This is a genomic window from Edaphosphingomonas fennica (assembly GCF_003034225.1).
Taxonomy (GTDB): Bacteria; Pseudomonadota; Alphaproteobacteria; order Sphingomonadales; family Sphingomonadaceae; genus Sphingomonas_E; species Sphingomonas_E fennica.
In genome coordinates this window covers 280,282-295,776 of record NZ_PHHF01000076.1, presented here as the reverse complement: position 1 = coordinate 295,776, position 15,495 = coordinate 280,282, and the positions used below count along the sequence as shown (strand labels likewise).

The 15,495-nt window shown below is 67.2% G+C and carries 18 protein-coding genes; 6 read left to right on the top strand and 12 right to left on the bottom strand.

All coding sequences use genetic code 11. The annotated features are described in order from the left end of the window. The first annotated feature begins 27 nt into the window (after positions 1-27). Complete coding sequence (locus CV103_RS19485) at positions 28-1,140, top strand: aldo/keto reductase (protein WP_107395855.1); 1,113 nt, start codon at positions 28-30, stop codon at positions 1,138-1,140. Between the two features lie 21 nt (positions 1,141-1,161). On the opposite strand, the gene CV103_RS19480 is transcribed toward CV103_RS19485, so the two are convergent. From CV103_RS19480 to CV103_RS19465, 4 genes are all read right to left on the bottom strand, one after another. Next, complete coding sequence (locus tag CV103_RS19480; RefSeq protein ID WP_107395854.1) at positions 1,162-2,325, bottom strand: sulfotransferase family protein; 1,164 nt, start codon at positions 2,323-2,325, stop codon at positions 1,162-1,164. Positions 2,326-2,338: 13 nt separating this feature from the next. Then, positions 2,339-3,373 (bottom strand): NADPH:quinone oxidoreductase family protein, encoded by a 1,035-nt coding sequence (locus CV103_RS19475; protein WP_107395853.1) that lies wholly within the window; start codon positions 3,371-3,373, stop codon positions 2,339-2,341. A gap of 28 nt (positions 3,374-3,401) precedes the next feature. Continuing rightward, positions 3,402-5,912 (bottom strand): TonB-dependent receptor, encoded by a 2,511-nt coding sequence (locus CV103_RS22565; protein ID WP_170112673.1) that lies wholly within the window; start codon positions 5,910-5,912, stop codon positions 3,402-3,404. Between the two features lie 78 nt (positions 5,913-5,990). Continuing rightward, positions 5,991-7,058 carry a cytochrome P450 gene (locus CV103_RS19465; protein WP_245896952.1) on the bottom strand — a complete coding sequence of 356 codons (1,068 nt, stop codon included), beginning with the start codon at positions 7,056-7,058 and terminating at the stop codon, positions 5,991-5,993. A 146-nt stretch (positions 7,059-7,204) separates the two neighbouring features. On the opposite strand from CV103_RS19465, the gene CV103_RS19460 reads away from it, so the two are divergent. From CV103_RS19460 to CV103_RS19445, 4 genes are all read left to right on the top strand, one after another. After that, the gene (locus CV103_RS19460; RefSeq protein ID WP_070935712.1) at positions 7,205-7,792 is read left to right on the top strand and encodes a TetR/AcrR family transcriptional regulator; all 588 of its coding nucleotides are present in this window, start codon (positions 7,205-7,207) and stop codon (positions 7,790-7,792) included. A 128-nt stretch (positions 7,793-7,920) separates the two neighbouring features. Further along, positions 7,921-8,223, top strand: coding sequence for a DUF1330 domain-containing protein (locus tag CV103_RS19455; protein WP_107395851.1), 303 nt, complete (start codon positions 7,921-7,923; stop codon positions 8,221-8,223). Positions 8,224-8,245: 22 nt separating this feature from the next. After that, entirely contained in the window at positions 8,246-8,686 is a 441-nt protein-coding gene (locus CV103_RS19450; protein WP_245896950.1) for a MaoC family dehydratase, read from the top strand. Between the two features lie 157 nt (positions 8,687-8,843). Next, the gene (locus CV103_RS19445) at positions 8,844-9,053 is read left to right on the top strand and encodes a winged helix-turn-helix transcriptional regulator (protein WP_107395849.1); all 210 of its coding nucleotides are present in this window, start codon (positions 8,844-8,846) and stop codon (positions 9,051-9,053) included. A 28-nt stretch (positions 9,054-9,081) separates the two neighbouring features. Here the strand turns inward: CV103_RS19445 and CV103_RS19440 are convergent, their stop codons facing one another. From CV103_RS19440 to CV103_RS19410, 7 genes are read right to left on the bottom strand one after another with little or no spacing between them, the layout of a single operon-like run. Continuing rightward, positions 9,082-9,537 (bottom strand): DUF1178 family protein, encoded by a 456-nt coding sequence (locus CV103_RS19440; protein WP_107395914.1) that lies wholly within the window; start codon positions 9,535-9,537, stop codon positions 9,082-9,084. Positions 9,538-9,580: 43 nt separating this feature from the next. Then, positions 9,581-10,543, bottom strand: coding sequence for a 2-phospho-L-lactate transferase (cofD, locus tag CV103_RS19435; protein WP_107395848.1), 963 nt, complete (start codon positions 10,541-10,543; stop codon positions 9,581-9,583). After that, a complete protein-coding gene (gene cofE, locus CV103_RS19430; RefSeq protein ID WP_211314425.1) occupies positions 10,540-11,316 on the bottom strand; it encodes a coenzyme F420-0:L-glutamate ligase in 777 nt (258 codons plus the stop codon). Before cofE ends, cofD begins: the two co-directional genes overlap by 4 nt. Continuing rightward, the gene (npdG, locus tag CV103_RS19425) at positions 11,316-11,984 is read right to left on the bottom strand and encodes an NADPH-dependent F420 reductase (protein ID WP_107395847.1); all 669 of its coding nucleotides are present in this window, start codon (positions 11,982-11,984) and stop codon (positions 11,316-11,318) included. The genes cofE and npdG overlap by 1 nt, the downstream gene beginning before the upstream one ends. Before the next feature lie 42 nt (positions 11,985-12,026). Further along, positions 12,027-12,854 (bottom strand): carbon-nitrogen hydrolase family protein, encoded by an 828-nt coding sequence (locus tag CV103_RS19420; RefSeq protein WP_107395846.1) that lies wholly within the window; start codon positions 12,852-12,854, stop codon positions 12,027-12,029. Beyond that, the gene (gene grxC, locus CV103_RS19415; protein WP_107395845.1) at positions 12,854-13,111 is read right to left on the bottom strand and encodes a glutaredoxin 3; all 258 of its coding nucleotides are present in this window, start codon (positions 13,109-13,111) and stop codon (positions 12,854-12,856) included. The genes CV103_RS19420 and grxC overlap by 1 nt, the downstream gene beginning before the upstream one ends. A 56-nt stretch (positions 13,112-13,167) precedes the next feature. Continuing rightward, complete coding sequence (locus CV103_RS19410) at positions 13,168-13,959, bottom strand: ComF family protein (protein WP_107395844.1); 792 nt, start codon at positions 13,957-13,959, stop codon at positions 13,168-13,170. A 55-nt stretch (positions 13,960-14,014) separates the two neighbouring features. Here CV103_RS19410 and CV103_RS19405 point away from each other — a divergent pair, with 55 nt between their 5' ends. Beyond that, complete coding sequence (locus tag CV103_RS19405) at positions 14,015-14,902, top strand: class I SAM-dependent methyltransferase (RefSeq protein ID WP_107395912.1); 888 nt, start codon at positions 14,015-14,017, stop codon at positions 14,900-14,902. Positions 14,903-14,976: 74 nt separating this feature from the next. On the opposite strand, the gene CV103_RS19400 is transcribed toward CV103_RS19405, so the two are convergent. After that, positions 14,977-15,432 carry a PEPxxWA-CTERM sorting domain-containing protein gene (locus CV103_RS19400; protein WP_070933738.1) on the bottom strand — a complete coding sequence of 152 codons (456 nt, stop codon included), beginning with the start codon at positions 15,430-15,432 and terminating at the stop codon, positions 14,977-14,979. Positions 15,433-15,495: the final 63 nt, after the last annotated feature.

Sequence of the window (15,495 nt, the reverse complement as noted above, 5' to 3'; positions counted from 1 at the left end):
ACGATTTTCTCGGGAGATGCGGCAATCATGGATCTGACCAGCTATCGCACGCTTGGCCGCTCGGGCCTTGCCGTCAGCCCGTTGGCGCTCGGCACCATGACATTCGGTGCGGGCCGCTGGGGCGCCGATGAGGCCGGCTCTCGCGCCATCTTCGATGCTTATGTCGACGCGGGCGGCAACTTTGCGGACACGGCCGATGTCTATTCGGGCGGAGAAAGCGAAACGATGCTGGGTCGTTTCCTCGCCGAGAAGGGCAATCGCGACAGGATGGTGATCGCGACCAAGTCCGGCTTTCCACGACGCCCGGATACGCCCCTCGCCGGCGGGAATTCGGCCCGGAACATTCGGGACGGGATTGAAGGATCGCTCAAGCGGCTTGGAACCGGATATATCGACCTCTACTGGACCCATGTCTGGGATCAGACCACTCCGCCCGAAGAGGTGCTGCGGGCTTTGACGGACGCTGTGCAGCGCGGCGACATCCTCTACTACGGCTTCTCCAACGCGCCTTCATGGTATGCAGCGCAGATCGCGACCTTGGCGCGGGCGCATGGCTTGCCTCAGCCCATCGGGCTGCAATACGCCTACTCGCTCATCGATCGCGGCGTCGAACTGGATATTCTGCCGGCCGGCAACGCCCTCGGCCTGGGCCTCGTCGCCTGGGGTCCACTCGGAGCGGGCCTGCTGACGGGTAAATATGGCCGGGACAAGATCACCGAAGCCGGGCCGGCCGGAAGCCTTCCCAACCGCTCGGGGGAATCCAATACCGGCGGAAGCGATGGACGCCTCAACGGCGACAACCCCTATGGCGGCATGCTCTTTACGGAGACGAACTTCCGCATTGTCGATACGCTTCGCAGTATCGCCGGGGAGGTCGGCAGACCGATGGCGCAAGTGGCGCTTGCCTGGGTCGCAAGCCGGCCCGGCGTGTCATCGGTTCTCATCGGCGCGAGCCGGGCGGAGCAGCTACGGGAGAATGTCGCCGCGCTCGACATTGAGTTGTCGGCCGAACAGACGTCGCGCCTGGAGGCTGTGGGAGCACCGCCCTTGCTCAATCCCTATTTCATCTTCGGCCTGCCCCCCAGTCGTATCTTCGGCGGGCATTCGGTCGAGCCCTGGGCGCGGCGCGGAACGAACTGACGATCCCGAGGGGCGCTTGGACTATCGCTCGCGCATCGTTTCCAGCGGGATGTCGTAACGCTCGACATAGGGACGGAAGCGTTCGGCGATGGCTTCGGCATCTAGGCCGAATTCTGCCGGATCGTAGCCATGCCGACCGAAGCGTCCTTTGGGATGGGAGGCGACGTGGGCTTCCATCGCGCTCAATGCCGGGCCATCGAGATCGCTGTCGAACGCGGCATAGATCCGCCGCATCGTGGCGATCGGATCGATGGCGAGATCGGCATAACGGACGTCGACGATCCGGCACTGCGGATTGGCATCCCGAAACGCATCGATCGCCGCGACCGACCGGGCGAGCATGTCGGTCCAGTGATCGGCGATGTAGCGGCGGTGATCGGCATCCGAGAATGTTCCGGTCAGCGTCGTGATCAGGCTGCAGACCGAGGCGCAGAGAACGACCGGATCGCGATGCATGATCAGCAGGCGGGCATCGGGATAGACGGCGGTGAGCGCGTCCAGATGCAGCGCATGGGATGGCGACTTGAGCGACCAGCGCCCCCGCACGCCGCCGCTTTGCAGCGTCTGCAAGGTGCGCTTGTGATAATCATAGGCGGATTGATGATCGGTCGCCGCCAGCCATTCGCCATAGGCCGGGACGTTCGCCATCGCCTCCCACAGGAGGCTTTTGAAATCCTGGTTCATGACCGCGATGCACTCGGTCGGCCCGTCCGGCTCCTCGCTTTGCACGACGCGGATGCGCGGATTGATCTGGTCTACCATCGCCGACGCGGCGCGCGCTGCATCGATGCGGGGATCTGCATGCAGGGTCGCCGGCGTGGGCGGCGGCACGCTGGCACCGGCTTCCCAGCCGAGCAGCGGGCGGTGGCGCGGGTCCTTTTCCAGCAAATAGGTCAGGAAAGTCGTGCCGGCACGGAACAGGCCGGCTACGACGATCGGCGCTTCGATCCGCTCATCGGACACGTCCGGATGCCGTTTCGCCCAGTCGACGATCTGCAGGCGGTTGGACAGGGCGGAATGGATGGCACCGGGAAGGGCCATCTGTCCGAACGGGTTGAGCTGCGCTTCGGACGACAGGGATTGGCAAAGGATCTCAAGCCCTTCGCGAAAGCCGTCGCCGCCGAAATCGTCAAGGCCGGTCTGCTCGCAGGCGGCGGCGATCAGCGCATCGGGATGGAATGGCATCAGCGAGGCTCCCTCACGATCCCGCGACATCGACGACGGTTCGGCCGGATGTCCTGCGCCCTTCATGGTCCGCGAGCGCCGCGCCCACCTGATCCATGCGGATACGCCGCCCGATGGCGGGCCTGATCCTGCCGCCCGCGACGAGATCGCGCAGCGCGGCATGAACCTGCTGCCCGATCTCCGGCGGATTCGGGTTCATCCCCATGCGGCGCATCGGGCCGATCGGCGTGCCATAAGCCAGCATCACGCCCAGCACCGAGAAATTGCCCATCGCTATCTTGCGCAGCGGCCTGCCGCCCAGGCCGCCCTGCGTATCGCCGTTGAAGCCGATGGGCAGGTAGCGCCCCTCGCGCGCCATGCAGGCCCAGATCTGCTCGGTAAGGTCGCCGCCGACGAGATCGAATGCAACCTCCGCGCCGCGCCCGCCGGTCAGGTCCATCACCTGATCGAAGACGTCATCCTGCCGGTAATCGATCGTCGCCGCGGCGCCGAGGCTTTCACAAAAGCGCCCCTTCTCGGCGCCACCCGCAAGCGCGATGACCTTTGCGCCGGCCGCGGCGCCAAGCTGCACGGCCGCCGTGCCGACGCCGCTGGCCGCACCGGTCACGAGAAGGGCTTCGCCGGGCTGCAGCTTCGCGCGCATGTGCAGCGCCAGATAGCCGGTGTGGAACGGGAGCAGGAATGCAGCGGCCTCGGCATCGTCCAGCTCGGGCGGCGCATCGAACAGGCTCGTCACCGGGACGATCGCCTGTTCGGCGATGCCGCCGAACGCCATCTTCGTCATCCCAACGACGCGGCGGCCCAGCCAGGCCTCGCCCCCCGCCCCCGCCGACTCGACGATACCGCACACGTCCATGCCGAGCGTGAACGGGGGTTGCGCCATTACCGTCGCCACGCCGCCCCGCGCTCGCGCGATATCACCGAAGTTGAGCGACGCCGCAGATACGGAAACACGAACCTCGCCCGGCCCGACATCCGGCGCGGCGATATCGGCGACGGCGACGACATCGGCCGGATCGCCGTGCCGAAGCACCTGAACTGCCTTCATTTTCCATCCCCATCCTGAGAGTGCTGTTTCAAAGCTCGAAGCGATACTTCGCCGACACTCCATACATCCGCGGCTCGCCGGCCAGGATCGCGTCCGTGCCCAGATCGGTCGCGACCGAATAGCCGCCGACAAGATAGTCCTTGTTGGTCAGGTTGGTGCCGAACAGGGCCAGGTCTATGCCTCTCGCGATCGCATCGTGCCATTCGATCCGCGCATCGAACGTGCCGTAACCTGGGAAGCTATCCTTCAGGCCGACCGCGCTTGCGTTGGAATCGGAGGTGTTGACCTTGCCGGTGAAGGAATAGCTCGCGAACAGGGTGACGTCGGTCTCGCCCGGCAATGGCAGCCGATATTGGCCGTTGATCGAATATTTCCAATGCGGCTGATAGGCGATCTGCCGGCCCAGGCGGCATGCCGCGCCCGCATTGACCTGGCATTTGGCATCGAGATACGAAACGAAGCCCGACAAGGAGAAGCCCTGGAACGGGACGATCGTGCCTTCGAACTCGAAGCCCTTGTTGATCGCGCGTCCAGCATTCTGCACGGCCGAAACGAACGTGCCGCCGCTGATAACGCCCTGCGCAATCTGGATATCCTTATATTTATCCCGGAATAGCGAGATATTGGTGCGCAGCGGGATGCCGATATCCCAGTCGGCCTTCACCCCCAGCTCGATATCGTCGACCGTTTCCGGCGCGAAGGTCCGCGTGTCCGCCGTCGGGGCCGGCAGATTGAAGCCGCCGCTCTTATAACCGTGGCGATAGGCGGCATAAGCGAGGATCCGCTGCGTGATATTATACTGGATGGTCGCATCGCCCGTGGCCGCGCTGAAATGCGCCCTTGCCGATTGGGGGCAGACATTCGGCGCCATGCCGGTGGCGGGATCGAACTGGCTCGGATCGGGCTGATTGCACGTCCCGTCATCCAGAAGCTTCGAAGAGGAGGCAAAGCGGCTATCCCACGTATAGCGCACGCCGCCGCTGAACTGCAGGCCCTCGGCGATATCGAACTCGATATGGCCGAACACCGCATCGCTCTTGTCGTCATAGTCCTGGATCGTGCTGACGACCGAGCCGAAGCTGTAGGACCGATATGCCTGCCGGATGCCGGGCTTGGCCTGCTCATGATAATAACCCAGGATATAGCTGAGCCCGATGTCGGGCGCCTTGCCCTGGATCTGGAATTCCTCGGTATATTGCTCGAATCCGCGGACATAGGGTTTCGTCCCGGCCGGATAGAAGCTGTAAAGATAAGATAGCGGCCCCGACAGCTCCAGCGTTTCCGCCGTCTTCTCCTTACGGAAGGAGAAGATGTTCTTCAGCGTGATGTCGTCGGAGAGTTGCCAGGTCGTCTTGTTGGTGACGCCGAGATCGCGCGTGCGCCGATATTGATAACGCGGGTTGGCGATGCGGCGGATGCCCAGCGCCTCCTGCTGCGCCTGTGCGGCCGCGAACTGCTCCGGCGTCAGCCCGGACAGGCCCAGGCCGCCATTCACCACCGCGGCCTGAAGCGCGGCGACGGCATTGCCGAACGGCCCCGTCGCGCAACCGGGCAAGGCGACCTGAAGGCAGGCGATATAGCTGGAGGAAGGGCTGCCGGCCGTCAGGTTGAAGCTTGGCGGAAGCCCAAGAAACTCGCTGAGGCCGATCGTTTCCGGCGTGGCCGTCGGGCCGAAGAGCAGCGGGTTCGGCAATATGCCCAGGTTCGCGGCCGGATAGACCTGACGCAGAAGCTGTCCCGAGCCGCTATTGTCGCGATAATTGCTGTCGACGATCGTAACATTCTCAATGTCCGGCGTCGGGGTCAGCAGGACGGAGATGCGGTAGGAATCGTTGTTGCGGCTGTCGAGGCGCTGGCCGGTCAGCACGTTCCGGGTGAAGCCGTGGCGGCGCCCGTAATCGCCCGCCAGCCGTATCGCGAGCAGATCCTCCACGATCGGCAGGTTCAGCACGCCCTCCAACTCGTGATAATCATAATTGCCGTAGCTGCCTTTCACATAGCCGCCCAGATCGAAGGTCGGCTTGGTCGGCTCGAACAGCACCGCCCCGCCCGTCGTGTTGCGGCCGAACAGCGTCCCCTGCGGCCCTTTCAGGACCTGGACGTTGGCAAGGTCATAGAACATGCCCGATCCGGCGATCGGTGTCGGCACCTCGGCGAAATAGGTGGCGACGCTGGTGAAATTGCGCTGGCCGCCGCCGAGGACGCCCGGCCCCTGGCCGCGGATGTAGAATGTCGCATCGCCGCGATCCTGGCCAGAGACGTTCAGCGCCGGGGCGAAGTTGCGCAACTGATCGACCGATACGACGCTCCGCTCCGCCAGCGCATCGCCTGACAGCGCGGTGATCGCGACCGGGACCTCCTGAAGCACTTCCTCATGGCGGCGCGCGGTGACGACGATATCGCCTATCTCGGCCTCGCCGACGCCGCGCCGCGTGTCGGCCGTATCGGCCGGGCCTGTCTGCGCCATCACCGGAATGGCCGCGCCCATGAACGAGATCACGCTTGCCGAAAGGCAAAGCCCGGAAGCCAATTTCCCCATACTTTCCTCCCCGGAATATTATTTTGTTTTGGATTTGTTGTATTTTATACTTACGCAAACATCCGGAATGCGGCGGATTCAACTGCAGATGATAACCGCATTGCGTAATTCGTAACTTGTCACCAACCGGTTCCAGGCGAGGTCCGGCGCGCGCTCCAGCTTCAGCCCCGGCACCCGCAGCAGCCGGTCCAGGAACAGGCAGCTTTCGTGCAGCGCGACCTGCGCTCCGGGGCAGCGATGCTCGCCATCCCCGAACGACATGCCGGCATTGCCATATTTGGCGCTGACCTTGCGGCCGGCCATGATCTCGCGCGGACAGGTTCCGAAGGCGGTCTCGTCGGTATTGGCGGCACGCACGTCCACGGCCACCGCGTTGCCGGCACGCACGTCCGCCGCCGGCAGATCGGTTCGCATCCGGCGGAAAATATAGCCCACGACCGGCTCAAGGCGCAGTATCTCCTCGAGAATGGCGATCTTGCCGGCTTCATCCGCCTGCTGGAATGCCGCCCGAAGCTCGTCCCGCTCCAGCATGTGCCAGGCCGCCATCACGATGAACTCGCGCGTCGTCGCCATGCCGGCGGCACCGTAGAGGAGGCATTCGGTCAGAATCTCCCGGTCGGTATATCCCTCGTCGATCAGATGGGAGATGACGTCGTCCTGCCGCTTCTTCTTTCGCTCCCTGATCGCCGGCACCACGTCGCGATAATGAAAGGACAGCACCCGATATTGGGACCGCAGGAACTTCACCAACGCCCGGAACCGGCCGCGGGGCGGATCGAAATTGCCGGTGAAGAAGATGTCGAGCCGCCTTGCCAGCCCGTTGGGATTGCTTGCCGTGAGGCCGACGATATCGCCCGCCACGGCGACCGCGAGTTCCAGGCTGAGATCGTCGAGCCTGGCCCGCTTCTGCTGCCGGAAACGCTCCACCAGCTCGTCGCTCAGGCGGATCATCAGTTCCCGGTAGCGGGTGGCAACGATCCTGGGCGTGAAGAAGCGCGCGGTCGCGCCGCGCCGCACGCGATGCGCCTCGCCTTCCAGGAACAGGATCGGCTGCCGCGTGGCCCTGCCGATCTTGCCGACCTGCTCCGCCAGGAAACCGGCCTGCTTCGCGCCGTCGCTGCGTAGGATGGCGCGCGCGCGATCCAACGTGTCCGTCCATATATCCGCGTCGATGATGCCGCCGCCTGCCGATGCACGTGCGGACTTGCGGTGATCGTCCCCGCTGTGGAATGGGCAGTCCGCCTCAGAATGGGCTTGAGCGTTCACGAGCATCATCCCACATATGATATACGATGGATCATAAGTTATCCTTTACTGAGCAGCCGTCAAGCGCGGTCGACGTGCGCATCCTGAAATCGCGCGCGGCGCTTCGCGATGCGCTGATCGCCCTGGCCGGCGAAAAGCCGTTCGTGGACCTGACGGTTGCGGAGATCGCCCGGCGGGCATCGGTGGGCTACGCCACCTTTTTCCGCCACTTCCCCAGCAAGGAGGCGTTGCTGGCGGATATCGCCGAGGCGTTGATCCGCGATATGCTGGGCCTGATGGGTCCGCTGATGCAGCAGACCGAAACCCGCGCGGCATCGCTGGAGCTGGCGCGCTTCGTCGATGCGCGACGGCCGATCTGCCACGCATTGCTGGTCGGCGCGGGCGATACGCTGCGCCGCGAGATCACGGTGCGGGCGATCCAGCTCGCCGCGGAGAATCGCGTCGAGATCGCGGACGGGCTGCCGACCGAATTGCTGAGCGTCCATTCGGTCGGCGCCACGCTCAACATCATCGCCTGGTGGCTGGAGCGCGGCGGTGAAATCGGGCCGGAGGCGATGGCCGCCATCCTCGACTGGCTCGTGTTCAAGCCGCTTTCGGCCCGACCGGAGCAATAGGCGGCCCGCGCTCCGCGATCCCACGCCGGATTTGCGGCCATGATTTTCCCGCTGCCACTGGCGGCGGCCGGCGCCGTGCGGCACTTGTCGTTCCCGATTGCTCGATTCCGAAGCCCAAGGGGAATGCGATGACCGCCTATGTCGTGCTGATCAAGGAACGGATCCGGGATGCCGAGGCGCTCGCCGTCTATGCCGGGAAGGCCACGGCGGCGCGGGCCGGGCATGCGCTGACGCCGCTCGCCCTTTATGGCCGATATGAGCAGCTTGAGGGCGAAGCGGCCGAAGGCGCCGTCATCATCTCCTTCCCGACGATGGCCGAGGCGCGCGCCTGGTATGACAGCCCTGCCTATCAGGAGGCGCTGGCCCACCGGCAGGCGGGCGGAGACTATCGGGTGTTCCTCATCGAAGGCGTGGATGCGGCCGCCGCCTGACGCCGAACCGGAGGGACCCGACATGCAGGATTTCCTGGCCGCGATCGAAATCGACGCGACCATAGCCTTCTCCAGGACGGTGACGGAGAGCGACATATCCCTGTTCGCGGGGATCAGCGGCGATTTCGCGCGCAACCATATCGACGAAGCCTATATGCGCGGCACGCCCTTCGGCGGGCGCATCGCCCACGGGCTACTGCTGCTCGGCTATACGTCGCGCGCCTCGACGCTGATGTGCGAGGCGTGCCTGAAGGGATCGGACGCCTTCGTGCCGCTGGCGCTGGGTTTCGACAGGGTGCGCTTCCTCCGGCCCGTGCGGATCGGCGAGACGATCACCATCCGCTACGCGATCGAAGGCGTGGATGTCGCGCGCGGGCGGGTGACGAGCGCGGTGACGATTGAGAATGAGGCGGCCGAGCCCGTGCTCGCGGCGACGCACATCGTGAAGTGGGTGCCGGCATAAGGCCGGAACGGCGCCCGCTTCACTACCTCTTTCCATCGCCCGATCGGGGCCGTCGGCCGATCTCCAGCTCCGCGATGCGGCCATTGCCGAGGCGGAAGCGGAAAGTGAGCGTAATCGGGCTGTCCGCCAACGCGCCGGCCACGACCGCGGCGACACGATGGACGTCGCCTTCCAATGCGCCGCCTGCGGCGTGGTCCGGCGTATCGCTTATCATGAAGTGCCGCCAAGGGTGGAATATCGGCTTAACGACCGGGGTCAGGCGCTGCGCCCGGCGCTCAATGCGCTGCTGGCCGGGGCCGAGGACGCGCCCATCGAAACGCGGGCGCGGTTGCTGGACGAAGGAAGCCCGCCGTCCGCCGAGGCCTGAAGGGCCGGCCCGTCAGCCCCGGCTCACTTCAATTGTCCGCGCCCGGCGGACGGACCGGGAATGGCAGCGGGGCCACCGCGACGCCTTCGTCGATCAACGCCTTGGCTTCTTCCACGCTGGCCTGGCCATGGATCGCGCGGTGATCGGATTCGCCCAGATGCATGGCGCGGGCCTCGTCGGCAAAGCGTTCGCCGACATAATCGGAACCTTCCAGCGCCTTTGCCTGCGCTTCGGCCAGGGCCTGCATCATCCGCCGCAACGCCTCCGGCGCTTCGTTGGCAACCGGCACCGGCGTCGCCTCGCCCCGCTGGTTGCCCTTGGCGCCCACACGCGGCGCCATCACGGCCTTGGCCACGTCGGTCGATCCGCACATCGGGCAGGATATCCAGCCCCGTGCGCGCTGCGTCTCATAATCCCCGGTCGAGCCGAACCAGCCTTCGAAGACGTGTCCGCCCTCCGCGCAGGCAAGATCGAAAACGATCATCGCGCCGCCCGTTCCATCGAAAACCAACTCCAGCTTGCCATCGTCACGCCTTCGCAACCGATATGGGGCCGGCCGGGTGGGAATCCCACTGCCGCACCCATGCCAGCACATCGGCGGCCAGCCGCGCGCGATCGCCGGCCGATTTCATGATCGTGCCGGCCAGCAGCGTCCGCACCCCCGCGATCGCCTCCATATCGCCCGCATCCGCCATGTCCAGCACCAGCCCGTCGACGAAGCCGCGATAGTGCGCGGCGATCCCGGCGGAGGAGACGGGGATGCCAAGCTCCGCCATGATCTTCGCCGCCGGCCCCTTCACCGCCTTGCCGCCGACGATGGGCGATATGGCGACGATTGGCACGCCCCGCGCGCGCAGCCGATCGCGCACGCCGGCCAGCGCCAGGATCGGATCGATGCTGAGCCACGGGTTGGACGGGCAGATGATGACCGCCTCGATCGCCGGATCGTCGATCAGCGCATCGAAGGCGGCGCTCGGCCGCACATTGGCGGCAAGCTCCAGCCGCTCCACCCTGGGCCGGCACTGCCGCCGTACGAAATAATCCTGGAAGGCCAGCCGCCCCTCGTCGCTATGGACGATCGTGGGGGCCGGATCGTCCGCCATCGGCACGATGCGGTGAGCGATGCCGTGCGCGCGAGCCAGCGCCTCGGTCACGACCGTCAGCCTCTCGCCGCCGCGCAGCCGCCGGGTGCGCTCGACATGGGTGGCGAGATCGCGGTCGCCCAGCCGGAACCAGCTTTCCCCGCCCAGCTTCGCCACCTGTTCCATGAAAGCCCAGCTTTCGCCGGCAATGCCCCACCCCAGCTCGGGATTGGCAATGCCCGCCAGCGTGTAGGTGACGGTATCGATGTCGGGGCAGATGTTGAGGCCCAGATGCTCGAAATCGTCGCCGGTGTTGACGACGATGGCCAGTTCCTCGGGCGGCAGGATCGCCGCCAGCCCGGCCGCCAGCTTCGCGCCGCCCACGCCGCCCGCAAGCGCCAGGATCACCGGAAAAGGTCCATATGCCGGGGCCGCACGAGATCGCGCGCCGTGCCCGCCGGCGCTTCTTCCGTCGCGACACCGCGCACCAGCACCACCGGGCATCCCTCGTTCGCCTGCCCCATCAGCAGCGATGCCGCAGACGCCACCTCGTCGGCAAATCCCAGCTCGCTGGTCTGGAGCGCGCGGCCGAACAGGTCGGGCCGGCCGCGCAGGTCGAGCAAGGCGGGCAGGCCATGCACGCCGATCGCCTGGCCGATCGTCCCCATCCGCCAGGCCCGGCCCAGGCTGTCCGCCACGATCACGGCTGGCTGCACGCCCGTGAGCCGCCCCAGCCCTTCCGCCAGCGCCCGCGCGCTCGCATCGGGATCGGCGGGCAGCAGCAGCGCGGCCTCGCCGCCATCATGGGCGACATTGGACTGGTCGATCCCGGCATTGGCCAGCACCAGCCCGCGCCGGTCCCGCACGATCAGCGCCCCCGGCCGCTTGCGGACCACCTCGTCGGTTTCGGACAGGATCAGCTCGACGAGGCGGGGGTCCTTCTCCACCTCGGCCGCCAGCGCGACGGCTTCGGGCGAAGGCGTCACATCGGCCAGCGGCACCAGCCGCCCCTCGGCCTTGGAAACGATCTTCTGCGCCGCCACCAGCACGTCGCCCGTGGCGATGCGCATCCCGGCGGCGGTTAGCGCCCCAGCGATGATCGCCGCCAGATCGTCGCCCGCGGCCACCATCGGCAAGCCGGGAACGGCCCGGATCGATATCTCGCGCGCGGCTTGCGCCATCAGCCGGGAAGGCCGGTGATGCGGATGCCGGCGGACGGCACCTTGTATCGCTGGTTGATGGAAATCAGCACCGACGTCAGCGCCTCGGCCACCACCGAATTGCATAAGGGGCCGGCGTGGAAACCGCGCAGCTTCGCGGCCTCGGCCAGCGCGATCACCGCCTCGCGCGCGGCGATGTCGTCGCCCGCCACCAGCACGTCGCAATCCAGCTCATGATCCAGATCGTGCAGATGGTGGGCGGAGATGTTCTGGAAGGCGGAAACCACGCGCACGCCCTCGCCCAGCGCCGCCTGCAACGCCATCGCCGCCGATCCGCCCTGGGGCAGTTGCACGCGGTTCACCTTGGGCGGCACCAGCGGCACCGTCACGTCCACCAATATCTTGCCGGCCAGCGCGTCCTTCACCGCCAGCGCCGTCGCCTGCTGCGCGGCATAAGGCACGGTCAGCACCACGATCTCGCCGGCCGCCGCCGCCGCCGCATTGTCGGCGCCCCGGACGTTCGCGCCGGGGATCGCCGCCGCCAGCTCGGCCGCCGCCGCCTCGGCCTTCCCCGCATCGCGGCCGCCGATCATCACTTCATAGCCGGCGGCCGCCCAGCGCGCGGCGAGGCCGCTGCCTTCCTTGCCCGTGCCGCCCAGCACCGCGAGCGTCGGTTTCCCGTCAGCCATGATCTCTCCTGTGATTGCCGGCCTGTAACCCGTCCGGCTCTGTCAGGCGAGCGTCGCCGGGGCAATCGGCCGCCGGTGCTGAAGCGCCGGAATGCGCGATCGCACGTCCGCCACGCGCTTCGCGTCCATTTCGGCAAAGCCGATGCCGTTATCGCCCCCCATGTCCAGCAGCACATCCCCCCAGGGATCGATCACCAGCGAATGGCCGTAGGTCGCGCGCCCGTCCTCATGCGCGCCCGCTTGGGCGGCGGCGACCACGAAGGCCCCCGCCTCGATCGCGCGGGCGCGCAGCAGGACGTGCCAGTGCGCGCGGCCCGTGGGCACGGTGAAGGCGGCCGGCACGGAAAGGATGGTCGCGCCCGCATCGCTCAGGCTGCGGAACAGATCGGGGAAGCGCAGATCGTAACAGATGGCCAGCCCCATCCGCCCCCACGGCGTATCGACCACCACCGCCTGCGATCCCGGCGCATAAGCGGCCGATTCCCGCCAGCTTTCGCCGGTCGGCAGATCGACGTCGAACAGGTGGATCTTGTCATATCGCGCGCGGATGGCGCCGGCATCGTCGATCAGGAAGCCACGGTTGACGAGCCGGCCGTCGCGCCGCTCGCCGGCCAGCGCCAGCGAACCGACATGCACCCACAGCCCCGCCTTCGCCGCGGCGTCGCGCACGGCGGCCAGCACCCTGTCATGCGCCTCATCGGCCAGATGATCGGCCGCCCGCGTCCTGTCGCGGTCCAACAGGCCGCTCATCTCAGGCGTGAAGAGCATGTCGGCCCCGCCCACCTTGGCCTCCTCGATCGCCGCGACCAGCGCGGCGGCGTTGGCGGCGGGATCGATGCCGGTGCGGCTCTGGAACAGCGCGGCGCGCATCAGGCGGCCAGCAGCGGGTCCAGCTTGCCGGCGCGGTCCAGCGCGGCCAGATCGTCCGATCCGCCGACATGATGGCCGTTGATGAAGATCTGGGGCACCGTCGTGCCGCCATTGGAGCGGCTCAGCATCTCGGCGCGCTTCGGCCCGCCCATGGTGATGTCATATTCCTCGAACGCAACCCCTTTGTCCGCCAGCAATTTCTTCGCTCGGACGCAATAAGGGCAAAGCAGCTTGGTATAGATTTCGACCTTGGGCATCACGGCCCTTTCTTCTCGCATAAGGGAAATTACGTAAAAACCTGTGGTGCGGTGCGTCACTTGTCAACATCGCCGGTGGCATCGCCCAGTGCCAGATCGACACGGGCCAGATCGACACGCGCCCAGCTGATCAGCCGCACCTCGGCCGCCCCGGCCCGCTTGAGCGCGCGGGCGCAGGCATTGGCGGTCGCGCCGGTCGTATGGACATCGTCCACCAGCAGCACCCGCCGCCCCTTCAGCTCCGCCACCCGGCGCGGATTGGCGGCGAAGGCGCCCCGCACGGCCCTCGCCCGGGCGTTGCGGCCCAGCCCGCGCAGGATGGGCGTCGCCCGCCTGCGCTCCAGCATGTCGACGGCCAGCGTCAGCCCCCGCCGCCGGGCCAGCACGCCCGCGATCAACGCCGACTGGTTGTAGCCCCGCCGCCAGATCCGCCAGCGGTGGAGCGGCACCGGCACCAATATCGCGTCCGCTTCCTGCTCGATCAGCCGTTCCATCAACAGGCCGATCGTCCGGGCATGGCCGGGCCGGCCGCCATGCTTCAGCCGCATCACCACATGGCGGGCGACGGGGCCATAGGATACGGCGGCGCGCACGCCATCCAGCGCCGGCGGATCGACCATGCAGCCCGCGCATATCGTGCCCGGCGGCGCGAAGGGCAGCGCCACGCCGCACCTGGCGCAGCCGTCGTCGCCCAGGAAATCCAGGCTCTGCCAGCAATCGCGGCAGAAACCATGATCGTCAGGCGTCACCGCGCCGCAGCCGGGGCAGCGCGGCGGCAGCACCAGCGCGATCGCGCCGCCCGCGATTCGCGCCGCGATCCGCCCCCCGGTCGCGATCAGCTCCCTCATGCTCCCCCCAATGTTCCCCTTGTTCCAGCGGCGCGGGCGCGGCACAAGCCCGGCGATGATCCAGCCCCCCGCCCCGCCCTCGGCGGTGCCCGAGATATTCGATCGCCGCATCCGCCGCATCCGCCGCGATCGGGCGGCGCGCACCTTCGCCGATCACGCCTTCCTGCGGGATCGGATGGTGGAGGATATGCTCGATCGGCTGGATTCGGTGAAACGCAGCTTCACCCGCGCGCTCGATCTCGGCACGGCGGATGGCTCGCTCGCCGCCGCGCTCCGCCAGCGCGGCATCGAGACGATCGCCGCCGATGCCGGCTTCGCCTTCGCGCAGGCAGCGGGCGGCGTGCAGTGCGACGAGGATCGCCTGCCCTTCGCCGCCGGCAGCTTCGATCTGGTGGTTTCGGCCGGCGCGCTCGATTCGGTGAACGACCTGCCGGGCGCGCTCACCCTCATCCGCCGGGCGCTCAGGCCCGACGGTCTGTTCCTCGCCGCCTTCTTCGGCGCGGGATCGCTTCCCCGGCTGCGCGCGGCGCTGATGGCGGCGGACGAGGCCGTCGGCGGCGGCACCGTCGCCCGCATCCACCCACAGATCGACGTGCGCGCGGCGGGCGACCTCCTTTCGCGCGCCGGCTTCACCCTGCCGGTGGCCGACGTGGATCACGCCCGCATCCGCTATGCCGATCCGCTGCGGCTGGTCGGCGATCTCCGGGGCATGGCCGCCACCAACATCCTCCGCGATCGCCGGCACGCGGCGCTCACCCGCGCCCATCTACCGCATCTGTTCGAAGCGTTCGCCGCCCAGGCCGATGACGATGGCCGGGTGACGGAGCTTGTGGAGATCATCCACCTCACCGCCTGGTCCCCTGGCCCCGATCAGCCCAGGCCGGCGCGCCGTGGCAGCGGGCGCGCCTCGCTTGCCGACGCGCTGAAGCCCCGCCCGCAATAGGCGCCCGCGGAAAGCAAAAAGGCCCGGCGGAAACCCACCGGGCCTTTTCTCGGGGCAAGAGGTTCAGGCAGCCGCTAGACGGTCTGCACCCTGCGGCCGCGCCGGGTGCCGCGCTGGCGCAGCACATGGCCTACCGCCATGAAGCCCACCAGCATCATCGCCCACGTCCGGGGTTCGGGCACCGTCGGCGCACCGACTTCGCCGACATTATAGGCCGGCAGTCCGGTGGCGGTGCCATTGTTGGTTACCGCCCTCGCGCTGTAGCCTGTCAGCTTGACGCCGCTATAGGTGGACAGCGCGCTGAGACCGGCGAACTCGAGGTCGGGGAATGGCCCGCCGGAAGCCTGGAACGGCGGTCCCACCCAGGTGAAGACGAGGTTGAGGATGTTGGGGTCATCCGGATATCCCGGCACCGGCAGCACCCCACCGGGATCGGGGTATACGGACGACACAAGCTCCGTCGATGCGATGATGTTGGGCGACGGCGTCATCACCCCACCGGCAAAGCCCGCGAAATCGAAGATGATCAACCTGGACCCTTCAAGGAATCCCTGATCACCCGACAACGTTCCTTCATAGGAGAAGCGGAATAA